Origin of the sequence: Actinomadura mexicana, assembly GCF_900188105.1 — a bacterium.
GTDB lineage: Bacteria > Actinomycetota > Actinomycetes > Streptosporangiales > Streptosporangiaceae > Spirillospora > Spirillospora mexicana.
Genome location: NZ_FZNP01000012.1, coordinates 29,547 through 54,954, shown reverse-complemented (window position 1 = coordinate 54,954; position 25,408 = coordinate 29,547). Strand labels below are relative to the sequence as shown.

General features: G+C 74.1%; 21 protein-coding genes. 14 read left to right on the top strand and 7 right to left on the bottom strand.

Going from position 1 to position 25,408, the window contains the following annotated elements:
- The first annotated feature begins 16 nt into the window (after positions 1-16).
- The 3 genes from CHC11_RS27895 to CHC11_RS27885 all read left to right on the top strand — a co-directional run bounded on the left by CHC11_RS27895 (position 17) and on the right by CHC11_RS27885 (position 2,745).
- Positions 17-886: an alpha/beta fold hydrolase gene (locus CHC11_RS27895; RefSeq protein ID WP_089314816.1), complete on the top strand. Its 870-nt coding sequence runs from the start codon at positions 17-19 to the stop codon at positions 884-886.
- A 97-nt stretch (positions 887-983) separates the two neighbouring features.
- A complete protein-coding gene (locus CHC11_RS27890) occupies positions 984-2,075 on the top strand; it encodes an adenosine deaminase (RefSeq protein WP_089314815.1) in 1,092 nt (363 codons plus the stop codon).
- A 7-nt stretch (positions 2,076-2,082) separates the two neighbouring features.
- Positions 2,083-2,745, top strand: coding sequence for a PH domain-containing protein (locus CHC11_RS27885; protein ID WP_089314814.1), 663 nt, complete (start codon positions 2,083-2,085; stop codon positions 2,743-2,745).
- Between the two features lie 28 nt (positions 2,746-2,773).
- Here CHC11_RS27885 and CHC11_RS27880 read toward each other — a convergent pair whose 3' ends face one another.
- From CHC11_RS27880 to CHC11_RS27870, 3 genes are read right to left on the bottom strand one after another with little or no spacing between them, the layout of a single operon-like run.
- On the bottom strand, positions 2,774-4,438 hold the full coding sequence (locus tag CHC11_RS27880; protein WP_089314813.1) for a phospho-sugar mutase: 1,665 nt from the start codon (positions 4,436-4,438) through the stop codon (positions 2,774-2,776).
- Positions 4,435-5,235, bottom strand: coding sequence for a purine-nucleoside phosphorylase (locus CHC11_RS27875; RefSeq protein ID WP_089314812.1), 801 nt, complete (start codon positions 5,233-5,235; stop codon positions 4,435-4,437). Before CHC11_RS27875 ends, CHC11_RS27880 begins: the two co-directional genes overlap by 4 nt.
- 39 nt (positions 5,236-5,274) lie before the next feature.
- Positions 5,275-5,727, bottom strand: a complete 453-nt coding sequence (locus CHC11_RS27870; protein WP_089314811.1) for a gamma-glutamylcyclotransferase family protein — start codon at positions 5,725-5,727, stop codon at positions 5,275-5,277.
- A gap of 295 nt (positions 5,728-6,022) precedes the next feature.
- Between CHC11_RS27870 and CHC11_RS27865 the strand changes: the two genes are divergently transcribed.
- Positions 6,023-7,408 carry an NAD(P)H-quinone dehydrogenase gene (locus CHC11_RS27865; RefSeq protein WP_089314810.1) on the top strand — a complete coding sequence of 462 codons (1,386 nt, stop codon included), beginning with the start codon at positions 6,023-6,025 and terminating at the stop codon, positions 7,406-7,408.
- Between the two features lie 92 nt (positions 7,409-7,500).
- Here CHC11_RS27865 and CHC11_RS41645 read toward each other — a convergent pair whose 3' ends face one another.
- Positions 7,501-8,907, bottom strand: coding sequence for a hypothetical protein (locus tag CHC11_RS41645; RefSeq protein WP_179279042.1), 1,407 nt, complete (start codon positions 8,905-8,907; stop codon positions 7,501-7,503).
- 142 nt (positions 8,908-9,049) lie between these two features.
- Complete coding sequence (locus CHC11_RS27855) at positions 9,050-10,816, bottom strand: acetyl/propionyl/methylcrotonyl-CoA carboxylase subunit alpha (protein ID WP_089314809.1); 1,767 nt, start codon at positions 10,814-10,816, stop codon at positions 9,050-9,052.
- 206 nt (positions 10,817-11,022) lie between these two features.
- On the opposite strand from CHC11_RS27855, the gene CHC11_RS27850 reads away from it, so the two are divergent.
- From CHC11_RS27850 to CHC11_RS27835, 4 genes are all read left to right on the top strand, one after another.
- Positions 11,023-12,060 (top strand): SPFH domain-containing protein, encoded by a 1,038-nt coding sequence (locus CHC11_RS27850; RefSeq protein ID WP_245919866.1) that lies wholly within the window; start codon positions 11,023-11,025, stop codon positions 12,058-12,060.
- A 41-nt stretch (positions 12,061-12,101) separates the two neighbouring features.
- Positions 12,102-12,431, top strand: a complete 330-nt coding sequence (locus tag CHC11_RS27845; protein WP_089314808.1) for a hypothetical protein — start codon at positions 12,102-12,104, stop codon at positions 12,429-12,431.
- Positions 12,432-12,507: 76 nt separating this feature from the next.
- Entirely contained in the window at positions 12,508-13,059 is a 552-nt protein-coding gene (locus CHC11_RS27840; RefSeq protein WP_089314807.1) for a hypothetical protein, read from the top strand.
- A 275-nt stretch (positions 13,060-13,334) separates the two neighbouring features.
- The gene (locus CHC11_RS27835) at positions 13,335-13,604 is read left to right on the top strand and encodes a WXG100 family type VII secretion target (protein WP_089314806.1); all 270 of its coding nucleotides are present in this window, start codon (positions 13,335-13,337) and stop codon (positions 13,602-13,604) included.
- Positions 13,605-13,752: 148 nt separating this feature from the next.
- On the opposite strand, the gene CHC11_RS27830 is transcribed toward CHC11_RS27835, so the two are convergent.
- Together CHC11_RS27830 and CHC11_RS27825 are read right to left on the bottom strand one after the other, a co-directional pair.
- Positions 13,753-18,273, bottom strand: a complete 4,521-nt coding sequence (locus tag CHC11_RS27830) for a type VII secretion EssC family protein (protein WP_089314805.1) — start codon at positions 18,271-18,273, stop codon at positions 13,753-13,755.
- Positions 18,274-18,311: 38 nt separating this feature from the next.
- The gene (locus CHC11_RS27825; protein ID WP_089314804.1) at positions 18,312-19,253 is read right to left on the bottom strand and encodes an NAD-dependent epimerase/dehydratase family protein; all 942 of its coding nucleotides are present in this window, start codon (positions 19,251-19,253) and stop codon (positions 18,312-18,314) included.
- A gap of 182 nt (positions 19,254-19,435) precedes the next feature.
- Here CHC11_RS27825 and CHC11_RS27820 point away from each other — a divergent pair, with 182 nt between their 5' ends.
- From CHC11_RS27820 to CHC11_RS27795, 6 genes are all read left to right on the top strand, one after another.
- Positions 19,436-20,137 (top strand): TetR/AcrR family transcriptional regulator, encoded by a 702-nt coding sequence (locus CHC11_RS27820; RefSeq protein WP_089314803.1) that lies wholly within the window; start codon positions 19,436-19,438, stop codon positions 20,135-20,137.
- Between the two features lie 225 nt (positions 20,138-20,362).
- On the top strand, positions 20,363-21,217 hold the full coding sequence (locus CHC11_RS27815; RefSeq protein WP_089314802.1) for a CpaB family protein: 855 nt from the start codon (positions 20,363-20,365) through the stop codon (positions 21,215-21,217).
- A 2-nt stretch (positions 21,218-21,219) separates the two neighbouring features.
- A complete protein-coding gene (locus CHC11_RS27810; RefSeq protein ID WP_245919865.1) occupies positions 21,220-22,200 on the top strand; it encodes a hypothetical protein in 981 nt (326 codons plus the stop codon).
- Complete coding sequence (locus CHC11_RS27805) at positions 22,201-23,502, top strand: TadA family conjugal transfer-associated ATPase (protein WP_089314801.1); 1,302 nt, start codon at positions 22,201-22,203, stop codon at positions 23,500-23,502. It begins immediately after the preceding gene.
- Between the two features lie 19 nt (positions 23,503-23,521).
- Positions 23,522-24,460: a type II secretion system F family protein gene (locus tag CHC11_RS27800; protein ID WP_089314800.1), complete on the top strand. Its 939-nt coding sequence runs from the start codon at positions 23,522-23,524 to the stop codon at positions 24,458-24,460.
- Positions 24,457-25,374 (top strand): type II secretion system F family protein, encoded by a 918-nt coding sequence (locus CHC11_RS27795; protein ID WP_089314799.1) that lies wholly within the window; start codon positions 24,457-24,459, stop codon positions 25,372-25,374. The genes CHC11_RS27800 and CHC11_RS27795 overlap by 4 nt, the downstream gene beginning before the upstream one ends.
- Positions 25,375-25,408 lie beyond the last annotated feature (34 nt).

Here is a 25,408-nt window from a genome sequence, read left to right as displayed (position 1 = left end):
CTGAAAGGCATTAGTGATGCTGTCGATCGCCCGTACCGTCCACCGCCACGTCGACGTCGGCGGCGTCCGCGTCTTCTACCGCGAGTCCCTCCCGGAGCGGGAGGACGCGCCCGTCCTGCTGCTGCTGCACGGCTTCCCGTCCGCGTCGCACCAGTTCCGCCGGCTCATCGAGGTCCTCGGCGCCCGCTACCGGCTGATCGCCCCGGACTACCCCGGCTTCGGCCACACGAGGGCGCCGGACGGTTTCCGCTACGGCTTCGACAGGCTCGCCGACGTCGTCGAGGGCTTCGTGGAGCGGCTCGGGCTCACCCGGTTCGCCATGTACGTGTTCGACTTCGGGGCCCCGGTCGGCTTCCGGCTGGCCGAACGGCACCCCGAGCGGATCACGGGCCTGGTCGTCCAGAACGGCAACGCCTACGAGGAGGGCCTCTCGGACGGCGCCCGCGAGTTCATCGCCCTGCGCCCCGAGGCGCCGGGGGCGGAGGAGACCGTCCGCGGCCTGCTGACCCTGGACGGCACCCGCGGCCAGTACGAGGCCGGTGTCGCCTGCCCCGAATCGATCGCCCCGGACGGCTGGACCCTCGACCAGCACTTCCTCGACCTGCCGGGACGCAAGGAGGCGCAGGTGGCGCTGGCCTTCGACTACCACTCCAACATCGAGCGCTACGACCGCTGGCAGGCATGGCTGCGCCGGCACAGGCCGCCCACCCTCATCACCTGGGGAGCGGACGACCCGTTCTTCCCCGCGCCCGGCGCGCGCGCCTACCTGAGGGACGTCCCGGACGCCGAGCTCCACCTGTTCGACACCGGCCACTTCGCCCTCGAAACGCACCTCCGCGAGATCGCGCCGCTCGTCGCCGCGTTCCTCGACCGTCTCCGGGGATGACGGGCGGGGCCGTCCCCAGGTCGAGGACGGCGGAGCGGCCGCGGCGCCGGCCAGAAATGACGGCGCCCGGGGAGGCCGGGGCGGGTAGGTTCGGGGAATGAACGATCGGCCTACTCTCGAGGACATCCGCCGCGCGCCGAAGGTGCTGCTGCACGACCACCTGGACGGCGGGGTGCGGCCCGCCACCATCGTGGACCTGGCGCGGGAGACCGGGTACGGGGACCTGCCCACCACCGACCCGGACGCCCTGCGGACGTGGTTCGAGGAGGCGTCCAACTCCGGATCGCTCGAACGGTACCTGGAGACGTTCTCCCACACGGTCGGGGTGATGCAGACCGTCGAGGCGCTCACCCGGGTGGCCTACGAGTGCGCCGAGGACCTCGCGAACGACGGGGTCGTCTACGCGGAGGTCCGGTACGCGCCCGAGCAGCACCTGCGGGACGGGCTGTCGCTGGAGCAGGTCGTCGAGGCCGTCCTGGACGGCTTCGCGCGCGGCCGCGAGGACTTCGGCATCCGCGTCGGGACGCTCGTCACCGCGATGCGGCACCAGGCGCGCAGCATGGAGATCGCGGAGCTGGCCGTGCGGTACCGGGACGCGGGCGTCGTCGGGTTCGACATCGCGGGCGCCGAGGCCGGGTACCCGCCGACCCGGCACCTGGACGCGTTCGAGTACCTCCAGCGCGAGAACGCGCATTTCACGATCCACGCGGGGGAGGGGTTCGGGCTGCCGTCGATCTGGCAGGCGATCCAGTGGTGCGGCGCCGACCGGCTCGGGCACGGCGTGCGGATCATCGACGACATCGAGGTGGAGGGCGGCGAGGCGCGGCTCGGCCGGCTCGCGGACTACGTGCGGGACAAGCGGATCCCGCTGGAGATGTGCCCCACCTCCAACATCCAGACGGGCGCGGCGAAGTCGATCGCCGAGCATCCGATCGGGCTGCTGCGGCGGCTGAGCTTCCGCGTCACGGTCAACACCGACAACCGGCTGATGAGCGGCACGACGCTGTCGGAGGAGTTCGCCGAGCTCGCCGACGCGTTCGGCTACGGATGGGACGACCTGCAGTGGTTCACGGTGAACGCGATGAAGTCGGCGTTCGCGCCGTTCAACGAGCGGCTCGAACTGATCAACGGGGTGATCAAGCCCGGTTTCGCGCAGCTCAAGTGGAGCGGCGCCCGGCCCCTGGCATGATCGAGCCATGACCATTCGCTCCACCGGCGGGCGCGTCGCCGCGTACGCGTGGCTGGTGTTCGCCGCCCTCAACCTCATCGACCTGTTCGTCGGCATCACCGGTGACCCCGACTACTCGCTGACGACGGTGACGATCGCGTTCCTGCTGCTGCTCGGCTGCGGGATCGCCTACACGGTCGGGATGCGGCCGCTGATCGCCGGCGACGAGGGCGGGGTGACGGTCCGCAACCCGCTGCGGGACGTCCGGGCGCCGTGGGGCGCGGTCCGCCGGATCGAGGGCAAGAACGCGCTGACGGTGGTGTTCGCCGGGCCTGACGGGACGGACCTGGAGACCCGGGCGTGGGTGCTGCAGACCTCGCCGCGGGCGCAGGCCAAGGCGGAGGCCCGCGCCGAGAAGGAGGCCCGCAAGGGCAAGGAGCAGGGCCAGGGCTTCGACCTGCGGGGACGGACGCCGACCGCGTACGCGGCGCAGCAGCTGAACGAGATGAAGGACCGGCAGCGCCCCAAGGCCCGGTCGGGCGCGCCCGACCGGGCGGCCAAGGCCAGGGCCGGGTCGCAGGAGGAGGGGCCCGCCAGGGGCACGGTCCGCTGGTCCGTTCCCGCGCTGGCCTCGCTGGCCGTCCCGCTGGCGGTGGTCGTCGTCCTGCTGATCGTGGGCGCGGTCTCGTGAACCCGGCCGGGGCCGGCCGAGGGCCCGGTCAGGCGAGGGCCGCGGAAACGTCCGCGCGCAGGGCCTCCAGGTCGGCGGCGGCGCGCGCGCGGACAGCGGCGACGTCCCCGTCCACCGGGAGGACGACCTCCAGGTAGCACTTCAGCTTCGGCTCCGTCCCCGAGGGGCGCACGACCACCCGCGACCCTCCGGCCAGGCGGAACCGCAGCCCGTCGGTGGGCGGCAGGTCCCCGCCGGGCCGGGCGAGGTCGTCGAGCGACTCGACGCGCCGCCCGCCGAGCTCGCGCGGGGGTGCGGCGCGCAGCCGGGCCATCGCCGCGGTGATCAGCGAGAGGTCGCTCACCCTGATCGACAGCTGGGACGTGGCGTGCAGCCCGTACCGGCGGGCCTGCGCGTCCAGCAGGTCGAGCAGCGTGCGGCCGTCGCGCCTGGCGTCGGCCGCGAGCGCGGCGACGGCGAGGGCGGCGCCGATGCCGTCCTTGTCGTTGACGAGGACGCCCCGTTCGTCGCCGACGCTGTAGCCGAGCGCCTCCTCGTAGCCGAACACCAGCCGGTCCGGTCTCCCCTGGGGGGACGACCCCCCGCGCCCCCCGGCGAGCCCGCCCGCCTTCATGATCCATTTGAAGCCGGTGAGCGTCTCGGCGAACCGGACGCGGTGTGCGGCGGCGATCGAGCGCAGCAGCGACGACGACACGATCGTCGTCGCGACCAGGCGGTCGCCGCCCGTGGTGTGCCGCAGCACGTGCTCGGCCAGCAGCCCGCCGACCTCGTCGCCGGTGAGGGTCCGCCACCCGGACGGGCCCGGGACGGCGACGGCGCAGCGGTCCGCGTCCGGATCGTTCGCGATCACCAGGTCGGCGCCGCGGGCCTCGGCGAGGCCCAGCGCCAGGTCGAGTGCGCCCGGCTCCTCCGGGTTCGGGAAGTCCACGGTCGGGAAGTCCGGGTCGGGCTCGGCCTGCTCGGGGACGACGATCGGCGCGGGGAACCCGGCGCGCTCGAACGCGGCGAGCAGGACGTCCCGGCCCACGCCGTGCAGGGGCGTGTAGACGATCGAGACGTCCCGGTCGCCGCCGAGGCGCAGGGACGACACCGCGTCCAGGTACAGGCCGGCGCCCGCGTGGACGGGCCAGCCCTCGCCGAGGGGCAGCTCGTCCACGCGGCCGACGGCGTCGATCGCGGCGGAGATCTCCGCGTCCGTCGGCGGGACGATCTGCGCCCCGTCCGCCCAGTACACCTTGTAGCCGTTGTCGCGCGGCGGGTTGTGGCTGGCCGTGACCATGACGCCCGCCACGATGTCGTCGAACGCCCGGGTGAAGTGCGCCAGGACGGGCGTGGGGACGGGGCCCGCGAACACCTCCGGGCGCAGCCCCGCCCCGCTCAGCACGGCCGCGGTGTCGTCGGCGAACCGCCGGGAGCCGTGCCGCGCGTCGAACCCGACGATCACACGGCCGCCGGTGGGCAGCCGGGCGGCCAGGCCGGCGGCGGCGCGCATGACCGTCACCCGGTTCATCCGGTTCGGCCCGGCGCCGAGCTCGCCGCGCAGCCCGGCCGTCCCGAACTCCAGCCGCGCCCCGAACCGCTCGGCGAGGGCCGCCTCGTCGCCCGCGTCGAGGATCGCTCGCAGTTCGGCGCGCGTCCGCGGGTCGGGGTCCTGCCCGAGCCAGTCCTCGGCCCGCGCGCGCAGGTCGCTCACAGCTTCGCCAGGACGGTGGCGAGCAGGCCGCCCATGCGGCCCGCCGACGCGCGTCCCGCCGCGAGGACCTCCTCGTGGTCGAGCGGCTCGTCCGACAGTCCCGCCGCGATGTTGGTGACCAGGGAGATGCCGAGCACCTCCGCGCCGCCCTGGCGGGCCGCGATCGTCTCCAGCACGGTCGACATGCCGATCATGTCGGCGCCCAGTGCGCGCAGCATGCGGATCTCGGCGGGCGTCTCGTAGGTCGGCCCGCGGAACGCCGCGTAGACGCCCTCCGACAGGCTCGGGTCGGCCTCCTTGGCCAGGGCCCGCAGCCGTCCCGAGTACGCCTCGGTCAGGTCCAGGAACGTCGCGCCGGTCAGCGGGTTCGCGCCGGACAGGTTCAGGTGGTCGGAGATCAGCACCGGGTCGCCCACCCGCTGGTGCTCGGGCCGCAGCCCGCCGGCCGCGTTCGTGAGCACCATCGTCTTGACGCCCGCGGCGAGCGCCGTCCTGACGCCGTGCACGACGGACTCGACGCCGCGCCCCTCGTACAGGTGCGTGCGGCCGAGGAACACCAGCGCGTTGCGTCCGCCGATCTCCACGGCGCGGATCCGCCCGGCGTGGCCCTCCACGGCCGGCGGCGCGAACCCGGGCAGCTCGGTCACCGTCAGCTCGGCGACGGGGCCGCCCAGCTCGTCGGCCGCCGGAACCCAGCCGGACCCCATGACGAGGGCGACGTCGAAGGAGTCGATGGACGTGCGGGAACGCAGCTCGTCCGCCGCGTCCCGTGCCAGTGCAGAAGCGTCGTTGCTCACATCGCCGACACTACCGCCGCGTCGCCGCGCCGCCGCAGATCAGTCGCCCAGCGACTTGCAGGGACGCGTGCGCAGCTCCTTGACGTAGTCGTCGGGCGCGCCGGCCTTCTCGGCGGCGTCGGCGAGGATGCCGAGATAGCGCGCGGACGGCACTCCGCCCTCGTAGTCGTCCAGGACGTACATCCAGCACAGCGCGTCGCCGTCGAGCGTCTGCACCCGCACCCTGATCTTGCGGTAGACGTTGAGGGCGGCTCCCTCCCAGGCGTCGAGTTCCTTCTCGTCCCAGTCGGGCACGTCGTAGATGACGACGAAGACCTGTTCGGAGTCGTCCTCGACGACCGTCGCGAGGGCCCCGTCCCAGCCCTTGTCCTGCCCCCCGAAGGTGAGGCGCCACCCGGCGAGCCAGCCGGTGCCGCGCATGGGCGAGTGGGGAGCCCGGCCGGACATCTGCTCGGGGTCCATGTTGGAGGCGTACGCCGCGTACAGAGCCACGGGGGAAGGCTACGCCAAGTAAGGCTCGGGGGTGTGGGGGACGCCCCCCACAGGGGATGCGCCAAGTAAGGCTCGGGGGTGTGGGGGACGCCCCCACAGGGGACGCGCCAAGTAGGGCTCGGGGGTGTGGGGGACGCCCCCCACAGGGGACGCGCCAAGTGGGTGGCGGGGCGTGGCGGTTGGGCTCTGCGATGGAGCGCGCCACACCGGTTGATGGGCCTCCAGGGGGTTGTCGCAGGAAGAAAGGGTCCGGAGCGGGACTTTTCACTGCCGTGAGTAGGAAACAATGGAAGATGTGACCCGCATCGTGATCATCGGAGGAGGCCCGGGCGGTTACGAGGCCGCGCTCGTCGCGGCGCAGCTCGGCGCCGACGTGACCGTCGTCGAACGGGACGGTCCGGGCGGCGCGTGCGTGCTCACCGACTGCGTGCCCTCCAAGACGCTCATCGCCACCTCGACCCGCATCGCGGTCATGTCGGAGTCCGCCGGCCTCGGGCTGCGCTTCAACGGCGGCCCGGACGGGATCGTCGGCGCCCTCGAGGCCGACATGGCCACCGTCAACAAGCGTGTGAAGGACCTCGCACGGGCCCAGTCGTTCGACGTCGCGGAACGGCTCGCCTACGAGGATGTGAAGATCGTCCGCGGCGAGGCGCGGCTGGTGGAGCCGCACGTCGTGGCGGTCGGCGAGCGCCGCATCCACGCCGACATCGTGCTCCTCGCGACCGGCGCGACGCCGCGCGTGCTGCCCGGCGCGGAGCCCGACGGCGAGCGCGTCCTGAACTGGCGCCAGCTCTACGACCTGCCGGAGCTGCCCGAGGAGCTGATCGTGGTCGGCTCCGGCGTGACGGGCGCCGAGCTCGCGGGGGCGTACCTGTCGCTCGGCTCAAAGGTGACGCTGGTCTCGTCGCGGGACCGGATCCTGCCGACGGAGGACGCCGACGCCGCGGCCGTCCTGCAGGACGTGTTCCTGCGGCGCGGCATGAACGTCATGTCGCGGTCGCGGGCGGCGGCCGTGGAGCGGTCGGGCGACGGTGTGATCGTCACGCTGGAGGACGGGACGAAGGTCGAGGGCACGCACTGCCTGATGACCGTGGGCATGGTCCCGAACACCCGGGGCATCGGCCTGGAGGAGGTCGGCGTGCGGTGCGACGCGCGCGGCTTCGTCGAGGTCGACAAGGTGTCGCGGACGTCCGTGCCGCACATCTACGCCTCCGGCGACTGCACGGGCGTGCTCATGCTGGCGTCCGTCGCGGGCATGCAGGGGCGCATCGCGATGTGGCACGCGCTGGGCGAGGCCGTGCAGCCGCTGAAGCTCGGCTGGGTCTCCTCCAACATCTTCACCGATCCCGAGGTCGCGTCGGTCGGCGTGACGCAGCACATGGTCGACTCCGCGGACGTCAACGCCCGGACGGTCATGCTGCCGCTGTTCACCAACGCGCGCGCCAAGATGCAGGGCTTCGAGGACGGTTTCGTGAAGCTGTTCTGCCGCCCGTCCACGGGGATCGTGCTCGGCGGCGTGATCGTGGCGCCGCGGGCCAGCGAACTGATTCTCGGCGTGTCGATCGCCGTCCAGCAGCACCTCACCGTCGACCAGGTGGCGCACACGTTCGCCGTCTACCCGTCGCTGTCGGGCAGCATCACCGAGGCGTCCCGCCGGCTGATGGCCGAGCACGCCTACTAGCGGCGTGCCCGGCCGGGCCGTCCGGAGATCCGGCTAGAAGCAGCGCAGGCCGCGCCGGTGTGCCCGAGGGCGGCCACCACGGGGCACGTGCCTCAGAAGCCGCCGAAGTCGCCGCCCCCGCCGCCGCCTCCGAAGTCGCCCCCGCCGAAGTCCCAGCCGCCGCCGACGTCGCCGTCGCCCCCGCCGAAGTCACCGCCGCCGAAGCCCCCGCCGAAGCCGCCGCCCCACATCGAGCCGAGCGCGGTGCCGATCAGCAGGCCGCTGAGCAGGTCGACCCCGCCGTAGCCGTAGTAGTAGCCGCCGGCGTAGGGCGCGTACGCGGGACCCGCGTTCCAGTACGGCTGCCGCTCCCCGCCCACCGGGACCATGCGGACGTCCGGGTCGCTCCCGCGCAGGACGGCCTCCGCGTCGGCCGCGCACGCCGGGACGGAGCGGGCGACGCCGCCGGGCGGCGCCCATGTCACGTCCTGGACGGACGGCCCGTGCTGCGGGTTGAAGAAGCAGGGCGCGCGCCGCTCGGGCACCGGGTCCCCGGCGAGCCGGGCGCGCGTCGCGGTCATGTGGTAGCGGCCGTCCTCCAATGCCGTCGCGACCTCCTGCATGTCCTGCGGCCGGGCGGCGCGCTCGGTCGAGGACTTGGCGCGGTCGTAGGAGTTCATCGCGCGCTCGTAGTCGGAGCGGGTGTCGGGATCCAGGCCGCTGTCCATGACGTTCAGGTCGAGGCGGGCGATGTCCTCGCCGAGCAGCGTCACGTCCTCCTGCACGCCCGCCTTGAGGTCGGCCATCTCGCGGGCCGCGCGCTCCCGGCGCTTCTTCCGGGCGGTGAGCATGACGCCCGTGATGGCCGCCACCACGAGCACGAGCAGGCCGAGCAGCACGTAGCCGACCGTCGCGCTGGACCGCGAGTCGCTGTCGACCTTCTTCTCGGCCAGGCCGCCGAACTGGATCAGCCGCTGCTTCAGCGGCGCGCCCTCGGTGCGGGTGACCAACTGGTTGATCTCCGCGCGGTCGAGCTTCTTGGAGACCGCGCCCATCCGGGCGCCGTCGGCGGTGATCGCGACGTAGGTCCCGCCCTTGCCGACGCGCTCGGCGACGGCCGGGAGCAGCTGCCGGACCTCGGTGCCGGTGACGTCGCTGCGGACGACGACGGCGCGGATGTCGGCGTCGCTGTCGCCGCCCAGGGACGTCTCGATCTCGTTCCGGTCGGCCGGGGACAGCGGGTTCCCGGCGCCGCTCGTCACGAACAGCCGCGAGTCGATCAGGCCCTTGGCGATCTGGCCGACGGTGTCGTCGGCCGCCGCCCGCGGGACCGCCGCCCGCACGGCCGCCGCCGGTGCCGCCGCGGCTCCCGACGTCGTCGCGGTCTTCGGTGCGGTGGCCTGCGACGCGGCGGCGCCCGCCGGGGCGGCCAGGGCGAACGCCGGGGCGGCGACGGCGGCGACGATCGCCGCGACGGCGCCCCCGCGAGCGGCCCGGACGGCCCGGTTCTCGGTGCTCATGTTTACAGTCTGCCCACGTGAACGCGCCGATACGTCCTTCGCCGGACGGATTTGCGCACGCCCCGTACGGGCACCGCACCCCGTTCCCCTTCCAGGACCCGTGTCCCCGGTCCTGGAAGGGGGTGCGGCAGGGCGGCCGCGGTCAGGAGTCCTTGATCTCGCAGATCACGGCGCCCGCCGAGACGGTCTGGCCCACCTCGGCGGACAGGCCGGTGAGCGTCCCCGCCTTGTGCGCGGTGAGCGGCTGCTCCATCTTCATGGCCTCCAGGACCACGATGGTGTCGCCGGCCGCCACGGTCGCGCCCTCCTCGACGAGGAGCTTGACGATGGTGCCCTGCATCGGGCTGACCAGGGAGTCGCCGGACGCCTGCGCACCGCCGCCCTTCTTGGCGCCGCGCCGCCTGGCGGGCCCCGCCCTGCCCGCGGCGGGGGCGGCGGAGGCGCCGAACCCGGCGGGCAGGACGACCTCGATGCGGCGGCCGCCGACCTCGACGGTGACGCGCTCGCGCTCGCCCTCGTCCTCCTCGCCCGCGGGGGGAGCCTCGTGGGGAGGGATCCGGTTGTCGAACTCCGTCTCGATCCACCGGGTGTGGACGCTGAACGGGGTCTCGTCGTCGGCCGGGACGAACGCCGGGTCGTCCAGCACCGCCCGGTGGAACGGCAGGACGGTCGGCATGCCGTCGACGACGAACTCGGCGAGGGCGCGGCGGGACCGCTCGACGGCCTGCCGCCGTGTCGCGCCCGTCACGATCAGCTTGGCGATGAGCGAGTCGAACTCCTGCGGGACGGTCTGCCCGGCCTCGTAGCCGGCGTCCAGGCGGACGCCGGGGCCCGTCGGGGGGTGCCAGGCGGTCAGGGTGCCGACGGCGGGCAGGAACCCGCGACCGGCGTCCTCGGCGTTCAGCCGGAACTCGATCGAGTGGCCGCGCAGCTCCGGGTCGCCGTAGCCGATCTCCTCGCCGTCGGCGACGCGGAACATCTCGCGGACGAGGTCGACCCCGGCGACCTCCTCGGTGACGGGGTGCTCGACCTGGAGGCGCGTGTTGACCTCCAGGAACGAGATCGTCCCGTCCTGGCCGACGAGGAACTCGCACGTCCCGGCGCCGACGTAGCCGGCCTCTTTCAGGATCGCCTTGGACGAGGAGTACAGCAGCTCCAGCTGCTCCTGCGACAGGTACGGCGCCGGCGCCTCCTCGACGAGCTTCTGGTGGCGCCGCTGGAGCGAGCAGTCGCGGGTGGATACCACGACCACGTTGCCGTGCTTGTCGGCCAGGCACTGCGTCTCGACGTGCCGGGGCTTGTCGAGGTACCGCTCGACGAAGCACTCGCCGCGCCCGAAGGCGCCCACGGCCTCGCGGACGGCCGAGTCGTACAGCTCGGGCACCTCCTCCAGCGTCCGGGCGACCTTCAGGCCGCGCCCGCCGCCGCCGAACGCGGCCTTGATCGCGATGGGCAGGCCGTGCTCGCGCGCGAACGCGACGACCTCGTCCGCGCCCGACACCGGGTCGGCGGTGCCGGCGACCAGCGGCGCGCCGACCCGCTGCGCGATGTGCCGGGCCTGCACCTTGTCGCCGAGCGCGGTGATCGCGGCGGGCGGCGGACCGATCCAGGTCAGCCCCGCGTTCTGCACCGCCGCGGCGAAGTCGGCGTTCTCCGCCAGGAACCCGTAGCCGGGGTGGACGGCGTCGGCGCCCGACTCCGAGGCGATCTTCAGCAGCTTGTCGATGTCCAGGTAGCTCTCCGCCGCCGTCCGCCCGCCCAGGGCGAACGCCTCGTCGGCGACCCGAACGTGCAGCGCCTCCAGATCGGGCTCGGCGTACACCGCCACACTGGCCAGCCCCGCGTCGCGGCAGGCACGGGCGATACGGACCGCGATCTCGCCGCGGTTGGCGATCAGGACTTTGCGCACGTGGGTCTCCTCCTTCAACCTCGCAGGCAGTCTAGATAACCCCGATCCCAGGTTTTCGTAAGCCCCTCCTTATTGGGGGCGAGGTCCCGGATAGCGGGAGGATTCACGAGAAAGCGGTACCCCCCACGGGGATCCCGGCGGGGCTCCGCTCCGTCTCATCCGGGAACCCGCGGCACGACCCCCGTGCGGGTGTGAGAGGAGCCATCGTGGCCGAGAAGAAGACGTCCGCAGCCAGGGAGGCCGGTGCGTCCCGGCGCTCCGGGGTGAGGGCGCCCAGCCGGCGCACCGCCATCGTCGCCGCCGTGCTGCTGGTCGTCGTGGGATGGCCGGTGCTGAGCGCGCTGTTCGGCGGCTTCGAGCGCACCGGCGGCGGCGAGATCGCCGTCGTCCGCAACGGCGGGTTCTTCGACAACAACAGGATCCGGCAGGTCATCGACCCCGGATCCGGCCGCGTCTGGGTCGGGCTCTACTCGCAGGTCCACAAGTACCCCGCCCAGCAGCGCTTCTACACGATCACCTCGGACGCCGGGAAGGGCGACGAGTCCGGCGTGGACGTCGTCACCGTGCCGAGCTCGGACGGCGTCAACATGGGCATCGAGGGGACGCTGTACTTCACGCTCAACCAGGACCACCAGGCCCTCAGGCAGTTCGACGACAAGTACGGCACCCGCAAGTTCCGCAGCGCGGGCGGCGACACCTACAACGTCTACGACGGCGACAAGGGATGGTCGGCGTTCCTCGACCAGATCGTCCGGCCGGTGATAGACAACGACCTGCGCAGCCAGATCAACAGCTTCCGCTGCGCCGAGCTCGTCTCCTCCTGCGCCCTCGTGCAGAACTCCTCCGCGCCGAGGAACGTCCAGAGCGCGGGGCAGCAGGCGCAGAGCAACAACGGGAACATCGCCAAGGTGCAGACCGCGATCAACACGAGCCTGGCGGCGGACCTGGAGCAGACGCTCGGCGGCAAGTTCGTCACCAACATCCACTTCAACCTGGTGCGGATCACGCTGCCGTCCAAGGTGCAGGACGCGGTGGACCGCGCGCAGGCCGCGTTCGCGCAGATCAGCGAGGCCCAGGCGAAGGTCGCCTCGGCCAAGGCGGAGGCCGCGGCCAACAAGGCCCGCCAGGACGGGTACAACAAATGCCCGACCTGCGCGAGGATCGAGGAGCTGAAGGCCCTCCCGCAGGGCATCACGGTCTACGCGCCCGGCAACCCCAACGGCTCGCTCCTGCGGGGCAGGTAGGCGCCGGGGCGGCGCCGGACGCGGACGGCGAGGAGGCGGTCGTGCGGTTCCTGATCGTTCTGGTGGCGCTGGCGGTGCCGGCCGTGGTGGTCGTCCTGCTGCTCTACGGGCTCTCCGACCGGTCGTCGCGCGGCCGGGCGCGGCTGGAGGGCGGCGCCCGGTGGGAGCCGCACACCGAGTCGTCCGGCGGCGTCACCACGGTCGTCGTCCGGCGGGTCTCCCGCGGCGGCGCCGGGGACGTGCTCGCGGAGATCGGCCGCCAGACGGTCGCCGCCATTCCGGACGCCGATCCGGAATGGGAGGAGCACTACCACGAGGCGATGGCGCAGGCCCGCTCACGCGTCGCCGCACTGGAGAGCGAAGTGGACTGAACCGGCGTTCCGCCCGGGGCCCGGCCGTGTAATGTCGGCTCGGACCTACCAGCCTTTTGATCAGCGGGAGAGGCCGATGGCTCGCCCGTGGCCCCGGGCCGGACTGGCGCTCGCCCTGGCCGCCTGCCTGCTGGCGCCCTCGTCCGGCGTGCGCGGGGCGACCCCCGTGGTGGAGGACTACGTCACCCGCCAGCTCACCGTCGCCGCGAACTCCTACCTGGAGCGCCGCTCCCAGGCCCTCGTCCAGAGGGGCGGCCGGGACCGCCGCGCCGCGCCCACGGAGGTGCTCGGCGTGCGGATCTCACCCTCGCTGGAGCGGTCGCAGGAGAGGGCCGTCCGGGAGTTGGAGACCCGCAACCGCGCCCCCGTCGAGGGCGGCCCCGCCTATACCGGCGCCCGCACCCGCCTGGACGGGGGCCGCGCCGTCCGCACGGGTGACCGCATCACGCTGGAGGCGGTGGAGCACACCGAGATGCGCTACGGCAGCGGGGGCCGCGGGAAGGTCACCCAGTCGGTGCGGCGCCGGTTCGACTTCCGCGCGACCGGCGAGCAGATCACCATGGTCGGCGAGCGCGTCCTGGACCCGGGGGCCCACCCGGTGAACGACCCGGTCGGCGAGAGCCGCTGACGCGCCGTTTCGCCTTTACCGCCGCGATCGCCCATTCGGGCTTGGGAACCGCTCTGAAACTCCCTTGACGGGCAGTAATGATGCTCGTCACAAGCCATGCGGTCATGGCCTTGCTGGCCACATCCGGACAGGCCGGGATGGTGGGAATGTGGCCGTTTCGACGGGAGATCCGCCAGTGGCCGCTGGCTGGATGTGATCGGTGGGGCGTAGGCTGGCGCCATTCCTGCGGTAGCGGCTGGAAACGTTCCACGATCAGCGAGGAAAGGGCCGGGGCGATGGGTGACAAGCGCGGCGCCAACCTGGGCGAGCTAGAAGAACTGTCCCGCATCTTCAGCAAGCACTCCCGCAACCTCGACGCCCTCATCAAGGACCTCAACGGCCGCACCGTGAGCAGCAGCGCGGCCTGGTGGGGCCCCGGGGCCGACCGCTTCCGCGCGTCCTGGGCCGAGGCCAAGACCGCCTTCGACAAGATGGCCGTCGCCCTCGAACAGGGCAGCCAGGACATCCGCCGGTCCCAGCAGAACATCGAGGCGGCCACGCGCTGACCCTCCCCGAACCGCGGGTCCCGGCCCATCCCCCCGAGGCCGGGACCCGCCTTTTTCTTCGCCCGATGCTCTCCGGCCGGAATTCTCCGGCCGGTGTGGTCGGCACAGGTTCCTCGCCCGGCCTTTCCCCGGCGGAGGCCGGGCGCGATCAGTCGGCGCTGACCGGAGGGGGAAGCGCCACCTGGATCCGGGTGGTGGCGCCCGCGGCGACGAACAGGCCGCGGCCGGTGGGCCCGCCCAGCGGGGCGTTGCGGGGCAGGCGGAGGCCGAACAGGTCGCCGTCGTCCGGCGAGTCCACCGACAGCAGGACGCCCGACCGGGAGCGCCGGGTGTCGGACAGGAAGCCCCGGTAGCCGCGGCCCAGATCGTCGGTGGTGCCGCCGATGACGACGGCGTGCTCCCCGTCGCGGGCGGTGCGCAGGACGCCGCCCAGGGCCTCGTCCAGCTCGGTCTCGTCCAGGAGTTCGGCGTCGTCCACGACCACGGCGTACCGGTGCTCGTCGCCGATCGCGCGTTCCAGGTCGCCGGCGTCGGCGTCGGAGGTCAGCACGCCGAGCACGCCGGGCCGGCCCGACAGCAGGCGAAGCGGGGAGCGGCGCGGGGTGACCAGGACGACCGGGACGAGCCCCCCGCCGACCGCGGGGTCGAGCAGCGACTGGACGATCGTCCGCAGCGTCGTCGAGCGGCCCGAGCGGGGCGGCCCGGCGACGGCGAACCCCGGGCCCTCGTTGAGCAGGTCGATCCCGACGGGGGCGAGCGTGTCGCCGCCGACGCCCACCAGCGCCCACAGCGCCGACGGGGCCAGGAACTCCGGGTCGAGCGACATCGCCTCCCGGTAGGTGACGCGGACGGGCAGCTCGTCCACGTGCAGGGGGCCTCTGCGGCGCGGTAGCCGCCCGTAGCGTGACACGCAGGTGCGGGCGATCTCCTGCAGGGCCGCGACCTGGGCCGCGCCGGACGCGTCGTCCCCGAGGAGCGCGATCTGCGACTCGCGGGGCGGCGCGCCGGGCCCGGCGGGTTCCAGGGCGCGGCCGGGCGGCATCTCGGCCGGGACCTGCCTGTCCTGCAGGCCGCCGTACCCGTAGTCGTTCGGGTCGGCCATGCGCAGGATGAGGCGGCGGTCGAAGACGGTGGAGACCTGGCCGCCGAGACCGGAGCGGTCTCCGCTGAACACGGCGCGCAGGCCGGCCGCGGCGCCCTCGCGCAGCAGCCGGACGACCTGGTCCACCAGGCGCCCGTAGTCGTAGTGCTCGAACGCGCCGAGGAAGCCCTCCCAGCGGTCGAGGAGCAGGACCATCCACGGGAGGCGGTCGGTGGCGGCGACGGCGGCGCGCTGCTCGGCCAGCGAGGAGAACCCCGCCTCGGCGAGCACCTGCTGGCGGCGGGCGACCTCGGCGGTGAGCGCGGTGAGGAGCCGCTCGCAGCGGTCGAGCTGGTCGCGGGTGACGACGGCGCCGCAGTGCGGCAGGGAGACCAGCGGGAGCAGCGCGTTCGCGCCGCAGTCGACGGCGTACAGGTGGGCGTCGTAGGGGGAGCAGGCGCCCGCGAGGGACCCGGCGATCGTGCGCAGCGCCGTGGAGCGGCCCGACTGCGCGGACCCGGCGATGTAGAGGTGGCCGCCGGCCGCGAGGTCGAGCGTCAGCTCTTCGCGGGACTGGACGGCGGGCAGGTCCGTGACGCCGAACGGGACCGGCGGCACGTCCACGACGGAGCCGCCCGCGGCGGTGCGGGGCGCCAGCGCGACCCGCTCGGGCAGCGGGCTCAGCCACGGCGACGGCTGCCGGGCGATCCCGGCGCGGCGGGCGGCCTCGTCGACCGCCTGGACCAGCACGCCGAGGTCGGTGGCGAGCACCGCGTCGTCGGACGCCTCGCGCGGCGCGGGCAGCGGATGGCCGAGGCCCTGCCACGGCAGCGGGTGGACGGTCGGACCGCCGGACCCGGCTCCGGCCCCGGCGCGGCGGCCCCCGATCCGCGCCGACTGGACGGCCTGCGGCGACGACACCCCGGAGCGGACGTAGCAGCGCCCGGGCGTGGACTTGGAGATCTGCGCCGCGTCCGGGGAGTCCAGGACGTCGGCGGACTCGTCGGGGTCGGTGACGCGCAGCGCGATGCGCAGGTTGGTGTTGGCGCGGATGTCGGCGGTCACGACCCCGGCGGGACGCTGCGTCGCGAGGATCAGGTGGACGCCGAGGGAGCGGCCCCGGCGGCCGATGTCGACCAGGCCGGCGACGAAGTCGGGCAGCTCGGTGACCATGGCGGCGAACTCGTCGATCACGAGGACGAGCCGCGGCATGGCCGGCAGCCCCGGATCGGCCGGGCGCAGGTCGTCGTAGTCGTCGATGTCCTTGGCGCCCGCGCCGAGCAGGATCTCCTCGCGGCGGCGGAGCTCGGCGGCGAGCGACTCCAGGGCGCGCTCGGTGGCGTGGCCGTCCAGGTCGGTGACCATGCCGACGGTGTGGGGGAGGTTCGCGCAGTCCTTGAACGCCGCGCCGCCCTTGTAGTCGATGAGGACGAACGTCATCTCGTCGGGGCGGTTCGCCACGGCGAGGGAGGCGATGAGGGTCTGGAGCAGCTCCGACTTGCCCGCGCCCGTGGTCCCGGCGATGAGGCCGTGGGGGCCGTCCACGCGCAGGTCGATCTCGTAGCGGCCGCCCGAGGCGAGGCCGATGGGGACGCGGGTCGTCCGCCCGCCCGTCCTGCTCCACGACTGGAGGACGTGCTCGGCCGTGGGCTCCGGCATGTCGAGGACGTCCAGGAGCCGCACGTCGGCGGGGAGCGAGTCCTCGGCGTCCTCACGGGAGACGTCCCGGACGGGGGCCAGCGCGCGAGACACCCGGTCGGTCCAGGTCGCGGACACCTGGTCGGCCAGGACGGGGCCGATGACGTCCAGGCCTTGGCCGCGGAGCAGCACCGTCGAGTGCCGCTGCGTGTCCCAGGCGGCGACGGCGCTGCACTCCTCGGGGAGCATCCGCTCCTCGTCGTCCAGGCAGATGGCGTAGAGCCCGAACTCGGCGCCGCGCGACAGCAGCATCGGCATCCCCGGGATGCGGCGCAGCGCGCGGGCTCCGTCCAGGACGATCAGGATGTTGTACGGCGCGCCGTCGGCCGGCCGGGCGCCGTGCCCGAGGAACGACGACTCGGCCTGCGCGGCCCGCCGCCGCTCGGTCACCCGGATCGCCAGTTCGGTGACCCGGTGCGCCGCCGACTCGGGGTCGGTGCCGACGAGGGCCACGCAGTCCTCGCCCTCGCGCGGCGCGCAGTGCGGCAGCCAGCGCACCCAGTTCCACTCGTGCCCGGCGTTCTGGTCCGCGGACAGCACGACGACGGCCAGGTCGCGGGGGCTGTGCAGCGCGGCGGCCTGCGCGACCATCCAGCGGGCCAGGGCGCGCGACGCGTGCCGGGGCCCGGTCAGCCCGATGACGCCGAGCTCGGTGAGGGGCAGCACCACGGGAACCTGCCGGGCCTTCGGGACCCGGACCGCGTGCCCGGAGGACGGCTCCTCGTGCCCCTCCCGCTCGCCCCCGCGGCCTCCCGCCGACCCGGCGTCCCCGGTCAGCTCGATGCGGGCGGGCAGGTCGGCGAGGCCCACCCGCAGGTGGAGGACGTCGGGGTCGTCGCGGCGGCGTTCCCACAGGCGGCGCCGCGGGCCCGTCGCGGTGAGCAGGACCTCGGCGGGGTCGGGGTGCAGCGCGCGGCGCTCGGCCTCGTCCTCGCGCCGCAGCCGCTCCAGCTCGCCGTCGAACTCGCCCGCCTTGCGGTGGTACTCCTTCAGCGACTTCTTGTAGGACTTGCGGCCGTGCATCCGGTCGCCGAGCCACTCGCCGAGCGTCATCACGGGCCAGGCCAGCGCGAACAGCGCCCACCACCACTGGCCGAGCCCGAACGCCATGGCGAGTCCGAACGCCGAGAACAGCAGCGCGCCGAAGAGCCGGAGCCGCTCGCGCGGGTTGCGCTCGGGACGCCGCGGGACCTCCAGCGTCCGCGCCCGCTGCGGCCGGTTCAGCCGCGGCGGCCGGTTGAACGCGAGGCCGCCCTCCGGCAGCGGCTCCAGATGGGTGTCGGGGGCGGCGCACGGCGCGAGGGACAGCACGCTGGCCCCCACCGTCAGCAGCGCGCCCATCGGCCACGCCGTCCTCGCGCCCAGGGGCGTCCCGTCCAGCACGGCCGCCCCCTGCATCGTCAGGGCGGACGCCTCGACCTGGACGGCCGCGCGCTCGACCGTGAGCCGCAGGGACCGGGCCGGGACGGACGGGTCGTCCAGCACCACGTCGACGTCGTGCCCGGACCCGATCGTGCAGACGCCGAGCCCCAGCCGGTGCACGGACCCGGCCGCGGGGCCGCCGACGACGCGCACCTCGACCAGCCCGGTCGGCTCGGTCAGCACGGTGGCGGCGGCGCCGCGCCGCTCGACCGCCACGACGGCGCCGTCCCGCAGCTCCTTCACGGCGAGCGCCTGCGGGTCGAGCATCCGGCCGTCCATCCAGAGGGCCTTGCGGGCGCCCCTGGACAGCAGCGCGTCCTTGGAGAAGCGCGGCGCGGGGACCGCGGGACGGCCGTCCAGCGTGGCGGCCAGCGTCTGGGCGACGCCGTCGACGGTGGCCTCGGGGTCGAGGTTCAGCACGACGTCGCGGGGGCCTTCGCCGGTCAGCGCCGTGAACGAGATCCGCATCCGAACCCTCCGACGTCCTCGGGACAACCGGGCCTAGCTTAATTACCCGCCCCCTCCGCCATCCGGGAAGCCGACACGACTGTCTTCAGGGCGTCGTCCAGTGGCGTCGGAGCCATCCCGAAAGTCGACTCGAACGCCGAAGAGTCCAGGATGTAGGGCTTGTCGAACTGGTACCGGGTCTCCCGCAACTCCCGGAGCATCGGCGTGAAGAACCCGGCCGCGTGGAAGACCGCGCGGGGCACCTCGTGGATGCGCGGCGCCGGCGCCCCCGCGATCTCGCACAGCCGCTCGCCGACCTCGTCCGTGGACACCGCCGGGCCGGTGGGGACGTGCCAGGGCCGTCCCCAGGCGCGCTCGTCGGTCCCGGCGACGGCGAGGGCCTCCGCGACGTCCGGCAGGTACGTCCACGCGTGCGGGACGGACGGGTCGCTGAAGTACAGGACGCGCTTTCCCGCCAGCAGCGGCTTCACGAACCGCGTCTCGCCGATGTACGCCTGGTCGGTGCTGCGCGGTCCGTAGTAGTCGGATCCGCGCAGTTCGGTGACCCTGGCGCGGCCCGCCTCGTGCGCGGCGAGGGCGTCCTTCCACATCTTCGCCCGCACCCGCCCCTTGGTGCCGGTCGCGGCGAGGGGCAGGTCCTCGGTCATCGGCCCGTCCACCGGCCCGTACCCGTACAGGCAGCTCAGCGTCACGAGAACGGCCCCGGTGTCCTCGGCGGTCCCGAGGAAGGACGCGGCCATCGGCGGCCAGTCCTGCGCCCACCGGTGGTACTGCGGGTTGACGCAGTTGTAGAGCGCGTCGGCCCCCTGGGCGATCCGGGTGAGGCGCTCCCGGTCGGCGACGTCCGCCGCGATCCGCTCGACCCCGTCCGGGCCCGACCCGGACCGCGTCACGACGGCGACGTCGTGCCCCCGCCCGGTCAGCAGTTCGGCGAGGTGCCTCCCGACCTGCCCGGCTCCGACGATCACGTGCTTGCCCATGGCCCTCTCCCCTGTGTTCGGTGCTCTGTTTCGAGAGCAATGCTCATCTCTGATGAGCGGTGTTGTCAAGAGCAGTGCTCTCGAAGTAGCTCGTCGCTCTTGAACGAGCGCGGTGCTCTGCTAACCTTCGGAAGAAGGGCAGGGCGAAGGGGCGGCCGGAGACCGTCCCCGAGGAGGTGGGCATGGGCGCGGGGCAGACGGCGCGCGAGCGGGTCCGGGCGGAGCTCGTCCGGGAGATCACCGAGATCGCGCGGCGGCAGCTCGCCACCGAGGGCGCCGCGGGGCTGTCGCTGCGCGCGGTCGCCCGCGAGATGGGCATGGTGTCGTCGGCGATCTACCGGTACTTCCCGAGCCGCGACGACCTGCTGACCGCGCTGATCATCGACGGCTACAACGCGGTCGGCGAGGCCGTCGAGCGCGCCGACGCGGAGGCCGGGGCGGAACGCCACGGCGGCCGCTGGCTCGCCGTGTGCAGGGCCGTCCGGGAGTGGGCCCTCGCGCACCCGCACGAGTACGCCCTGCTCTACGGGTCGCCGGTGCCCGGCTACAAGGCCCCGGAGGACACCGTCCCCGCCGCCATGCGCGACACCGTCGTCATGTCCCGGATCGTCTCCGAGGCGCATGCGGCCGGTGCGCTCGACCCCGCCGGGCCCTGCCCGCCACCGCCGCCGGCCATCGCCGAGGACATGGCCCGCGCACGCGCGATGCTCCCCATGGACGTCCCCGACGACGTCATGGCGAGGGCGTTCACCGCGTGGGCCGCTTTGTACGGGACCGTCAGCTTCGAATTGTTCGGCCAGTACAACAACGTGATCGAGGAACGAGCCGCCTATTTCGACCACACGATGACGCTGCTCGCACGCCTCGTCGGCCTGGAGCCGTGACCCGGCGGGCCTTCCGGACCGTCCGGCCCGGGGGTCAGTGACGGATGTGACTGGTGGTAAGTAGTCATGTGATCCGTGAATTCGCAGGTCATCGCCTTCTGCTCGGATATGGAGGCGCTTGGCTCCCGCGAATCCATTGACGCGGCCTCTCCGCCCCCGCGAGCATGGATCGCTCGAAGGCGCGGACTCCGGTGGGACGGGGCGCGTCAGGGCGGAAAGGAGCGCGTGGGCAGCGCGATGAAGGCCAACCAGTCGACCATCTCCGGCGGCGGCGCGGCGGGCTCGTCCGGCGGGACGGGACTCGGGCGGTCGGGGCTCGGCACCTCGGGAGGGCAGCGGCTCCCCGCGTCGTCGCGCGAGCGCAAACCGGCGCTCGCCGCGCTCGCGGTGCTGCTGATCCTCGGCGGCGCCCTCGCCAGCGCCTACCTCGTGATGGCCAGCGGTGAGCGGGTGTCGGCCATCCGGATCGCCCAGCCGGTCGCGGCCGGGCAGCGGATCCCGGCGAACGCCCTCGAAGAGGTGCAGATCGGCGACACCGGCATCCAGTACCTCAAGTGGTCCGAGCGGGCGAAGGTGAACCGGTACTTCGCGGCCGTCCCGCTGGTGAGGGGCGCGCTGCTGACCAACTCCATGATCAGCCCGGCCGACGCGCCCGCCAGCGGGCGGCTCGTCGTCGGACTCGCGCTCAAGCCGGGCCAGATGCCCTCCGGCGACGTCTCGCGCGGCGCGCACGTCACCCTGTTCGCGGTCGGCGGCGGGACGGGCGGCGGGCCGCGCGCCGGGACCGTCCTCGCGCGGGACGCGGTCGTGCTGAACGTCGGCGGCGGGGACGGCGGCGGCCCGACGCGGCTGCGCTCGGAGCAGACGAGCGTCGACGTCGCCGTGCTCCCGGCGGACGCGGCGCGGGTGACGCAGGCGGCCTCCGCCGGGACGGTCGCGCTCGCGCTGATCCCGCCCGGTACGAACGTCTCGGTGCCGCCCGCGGCGCCCGAGGGGCCGGACGGCGGCGACGGCGTCCAGCCCGTCCCCGGCACCGGCACCGGCACCGGCACCCCGGGCCCAGGCACGGGCGGTAACTGACGGTGGCACTCATCGCGCTGGCGGCCGACAAGGGGGCGCCGGGCGTCACGACCGCGGCGGTCGCGCTCGGCGCCGTGTGGCCCCGCCCCGTGCTGGTCGCCGAGTGCGACCAGGCGGGCGGCGACCTGGTCTACCGGCTGCCCTCCGCCCAGCCGGACGGCGACGCCGACGGCGGCATGCTCAACCCCTCGCGCGGGCTGCTCAGCCTCGCCGCCACGGCCCGCCGCGGGCTGCGCCCCGACCAGGTCGCCGAGCACTGCCAGCGGCTCGTCGGCGGTCTCGACGTGCTCGTCGGCGTCACCAACGCCGAGCAGGCGCAGGCGATGACGTGGCTGTGGGGGCCGCTCGGCCGGGCGTTCGCCGGCCTCGCCCCGGTCGACGTGATCGCCGACTGCGGGCGGCTCGGCGCGGCCAACCCGCTGATCGACCTGATGCACGAGGCCGACCTCGTCGTCCTGCTCACCAGGGCCACCCTGGAGCAGGTCGCCCACCTGCGCGAGCGCGTCGCCGCGCTGACCGCGGAGCTGCGCGGCGGGCCGCCCGTCGGCGTGCTGGTGCTCGCCGACCCGCGCGACTTCCGCGGCTCCATCGCCGAGGTCGACCGGATCCTCGCGGGCGTGCGCGGCCGCGCCCCCGACGCCGCGCAGGGACCCCCGCCGCCGGACGTCACCGTCCTCGGCGGCCTGGCCCTCGACCCGAAGGGCGCCGACCTGCTGTCCGGCAGCTGGGGCGGACGGCTGGACCGCTCGCTGCTCATCCGGTCGGCGCGCGAGGTCGCGGCCGACCTGACCGGGCGCCTGCCCGCCGCGCCCTCCGCCATGCCCTCCGCCATGCCTCCCGCCGGGCACCCCGCCACGCCGCCCGCGCGGGAGGACGTCCCGTCCCCGCCGGGACCGGCCGAGCAGCCGCCCGGTCCGCACCCGCCCCCGCTGCAGGCGCCGCACGTGCCCGCGGGCGGCGGGCCCGAGGAGGGGAGGCGCTAGATGGACCACGCTCTGGTCAAACGTCTCCGCCAGGAGGTCGGCGACCGGCTGGCCCGGCAGCGCAGGCTGGACGCCGCCAACGGGCTCCCGTCGATGTCCGGCGAGGACGAGCGGCAGTTCGCCCGCGCCCTGATCGGCCAGGTGCTGGAGGAGTACGCGCGCGGCGAGATCACCTCGGGGCGCCGGCCGCCCAACGCCGAAGAGGAGGAGGCCCTCGCCGCCGGCGTGCACGCGGCCCTGTTCGGCGTCGGCCGGCTCCAGCCCCTGCTGGAGGACCCCGAGGTCGAGAACATCGACATCAACGGCTGCGACCGCGTGTTCCTCGGCTACGCCGACGGCCGCGAGGCGATGGGCGAGCCGGTCGCCGAGAGCGACGAGGAACTGGTCGAGCTGATCCAGATCCTGGCCGCCTACAGCGGGCTGTCCTCGCGCCCGTTCGACACCGCGAACCCGCAGCTGGACCTGCGCCTCCCGGACGGGTCGCGGCTGTCGGCGGTGATGGACGTGACCGTCCGCCCCGCGCTGTCGATCCGCCGCGCCCGCCTCGGCAAGGTGTTCCTCGCCGACCTGGTCGGCAACGGCACGATCACGCAGGAGGTCGGGCAGTTCTTCCGCGCCGCCGTGCACGCCCGCAAGAACATCATGATCGCGGGCGCGACCAACGCGGGGAAGACGACGCTGCTGCGCGCCGTCGCCAACGAGATCCCGCCGCACGAGCGGCTGATCACCGTCGAGCGCGCCCTCGAACTCGGCCTCGACGCGTTCCCCGAGCTGCACCCGAACTGCGTGGCGTTCGAGCAGCGGCTGCCGAACTCCGAGGGCCAGGGCGCGATCTCGATGGCCGAGCTGGTCCGCCGGTCGCTGCGGATGAACCCGTCCCGGGTGATCGTCGGCGAGGTGCTCGGCGACGAGATCGTCACGATGCTGAACGCGATGACGCAGGGCAACGACGGGTCGCTGTCGACGATCCACGCCAACTCCTCGGCGGAGGTGTTCAACCGCGTCGCCACGTACGCGATCCAGGCGGAGGAGCGGCTGCCGGTCGAGGCGACCCACATGCTGATCGCGGGCGCGATCGACTTCGTCGTGTTCATCGAGAAGCGCAACGAGTACGCCTCCGGCGGGCGGCTGCGCCGCTACGTGGCCAGCGTCCGGGAGGTCACCGGCGTGGACGGGCGCGTCCTGTCCTCGGAGGTGTTCGCGCTCGGGCCCGCCGGATACGCCGTTCCCGCCGCGCCGATCGCGTGCATCGCCGACCTCGTCGAGCACGGCTACGACCCGGCCGTCGGGGGTGCCTGGTGACGCGCGGGGGTGGTGGGTGATGTACGCGCCGGACACGCTGCTCGCCGTCGTCGCCGGCGCCGCGGTCGGCGGCGGCCTCCTGCTGCTGATCGTCGCGATGCGCGGGCTGCCGCCGCGCCGCGGCCCCGCCCGCGGCCGCAGCCGCGAGGACCTGATCCGCACCCTCACCACCCGCACCGCCGTCGCCGTCGCCGTCGGCGCCCTCGTGCTGATCGTGACGCGCTGGCCGATCGCCGCCGCCGGCACCGGCGCGCTCGTCCTCGCCTGGAACGGCCTGGCGGGCGGCGCCGCCGAGGAGCGCAGGGGCATGGCGCGGCTGGAGGCCCTCGCCGCGTGGACGGAGTCGCTCCGCGACACCATCGCGGGCGCCGTCGGGCTGGAGCAGGCCATCCCCGCCTCGCAGCGCGCCGCCGCGCCCGCCCTCCAGCAGCCGCTGCGCAACCTCGTCGACCGGCTGCACACCCGCGTCCCGATGCCGGAGGCGCTGCGCCGGTTCGCCGACGACCTGGACGACCCGTCCGCCGACCTGGTGATCGCCGCCCTGATCCTGAACGCCAAGCTGCGCGGCCCGGGGCTGCGCGACATGCTCGGCGCCCTGGCGAACTCGGCCCGCGCCGAGCTGGACATGCGGCGCCGCGTGGAGGCCGACCGCCGCGCGACCCGGCGCAGCGTCCGGATCGTCGTCGCCGTCTCCGTCGGGACGGCCCTGGCGCTCGCCGTGTTCAACCACTCCTACGTCGAGCCGTACGACGACGTGCTCGGGCAGCTCGTCCTGTGCATCGTCGTCGCCCTGTACGGCGCCGCGTTCCTGTGGCTGCGCCGCCTGTCGCGGTACGAGATGCCCGGGCGGTTCCTCAGCGAGCCGCGCGCCGCCGCCCAGCCCGGCGTGCCCGGCGAGGTGCCGAGCACCGTCGCGGGCTGGCAGGGCCGCACCGCCGAGGGCGGTGGCGCCCCGTGAACGGCGCGATGATCGCCGGCGCCGTCGTCGGCTTCGGCCTGTACGTGCTCGTCCGGGCGCTGTTCCCGTCCCGTCCCGGCCTCGCCGCGCGGATGGCGGCGCTCGACGCCGCCCGCCGCCGCGACCTGGAGGCGCAGCGGGCCGGGACGGCCTCGCCGACGCTGGAGCGGGTCGGCGGGACGCGGGCGAAGATCGGACGGGAGCTGGCGCGGGTCTGCGAGGCGCGCGGCTGGCGGCTGCGGTCCGTCCGCGCCGATCTGGCGATCACCGAGCGGTCGCTGGAGGCGTTCCTCGCCACGAAGTTCCTGCTGCCCGCCGCCGCGCTGCTGTTCATCCCGCTGATCGTCGCCTACTTCACGCTGCTCGGGCTCGGCTCGTCCGTCGCCGTCCCGGTGTGGATCTGCGTGCTGTTCGCCGTCCTGTTCTTCTTCTTCCCCGACATGCAGCTCCGGCAGGAGGCGCAGTCGCGCCGGCAGGACTTCCGGCATGTCGTCGGGGCGTTCCTCGACCTGGTCTCGATGAACCTCGCGGGCGGCCGCGGCGTCCCCGAGGCGCTGATGACCGCCTCGAACGTCGGCGAGGGCTGGGCCATGCACCGCATCCGCGACGCCCTGTCCAGCGCCCGCATCACCGGCCAGACCCCCTGGCAGGCGCTCGGCGGGCTGGGCGAGGAGGTCGACATCGCCGAGCTGCGCGACCTCGCCGGCGCGCTCGCGCTGGTCTCCGACGACGGCGCCCAGGTCCGCAAGTCCCTCGCCGCCCGTGCCGCGTCGATGCGCAGCCGCGAGCTGTCGGACCTGGAGGGCAAGGCGGGCGAGCGCTCCCAGTCGATGCTCATCGCGCAGCTGTTCCTGTGCGCCGGCTTCCTGATCTTCCTCGCCTATCCGGCCCTGATGCGGGTGCTGGCCTCATGACCGCGAACCGTCCCCGCCCAACGCCCCCTGGAGG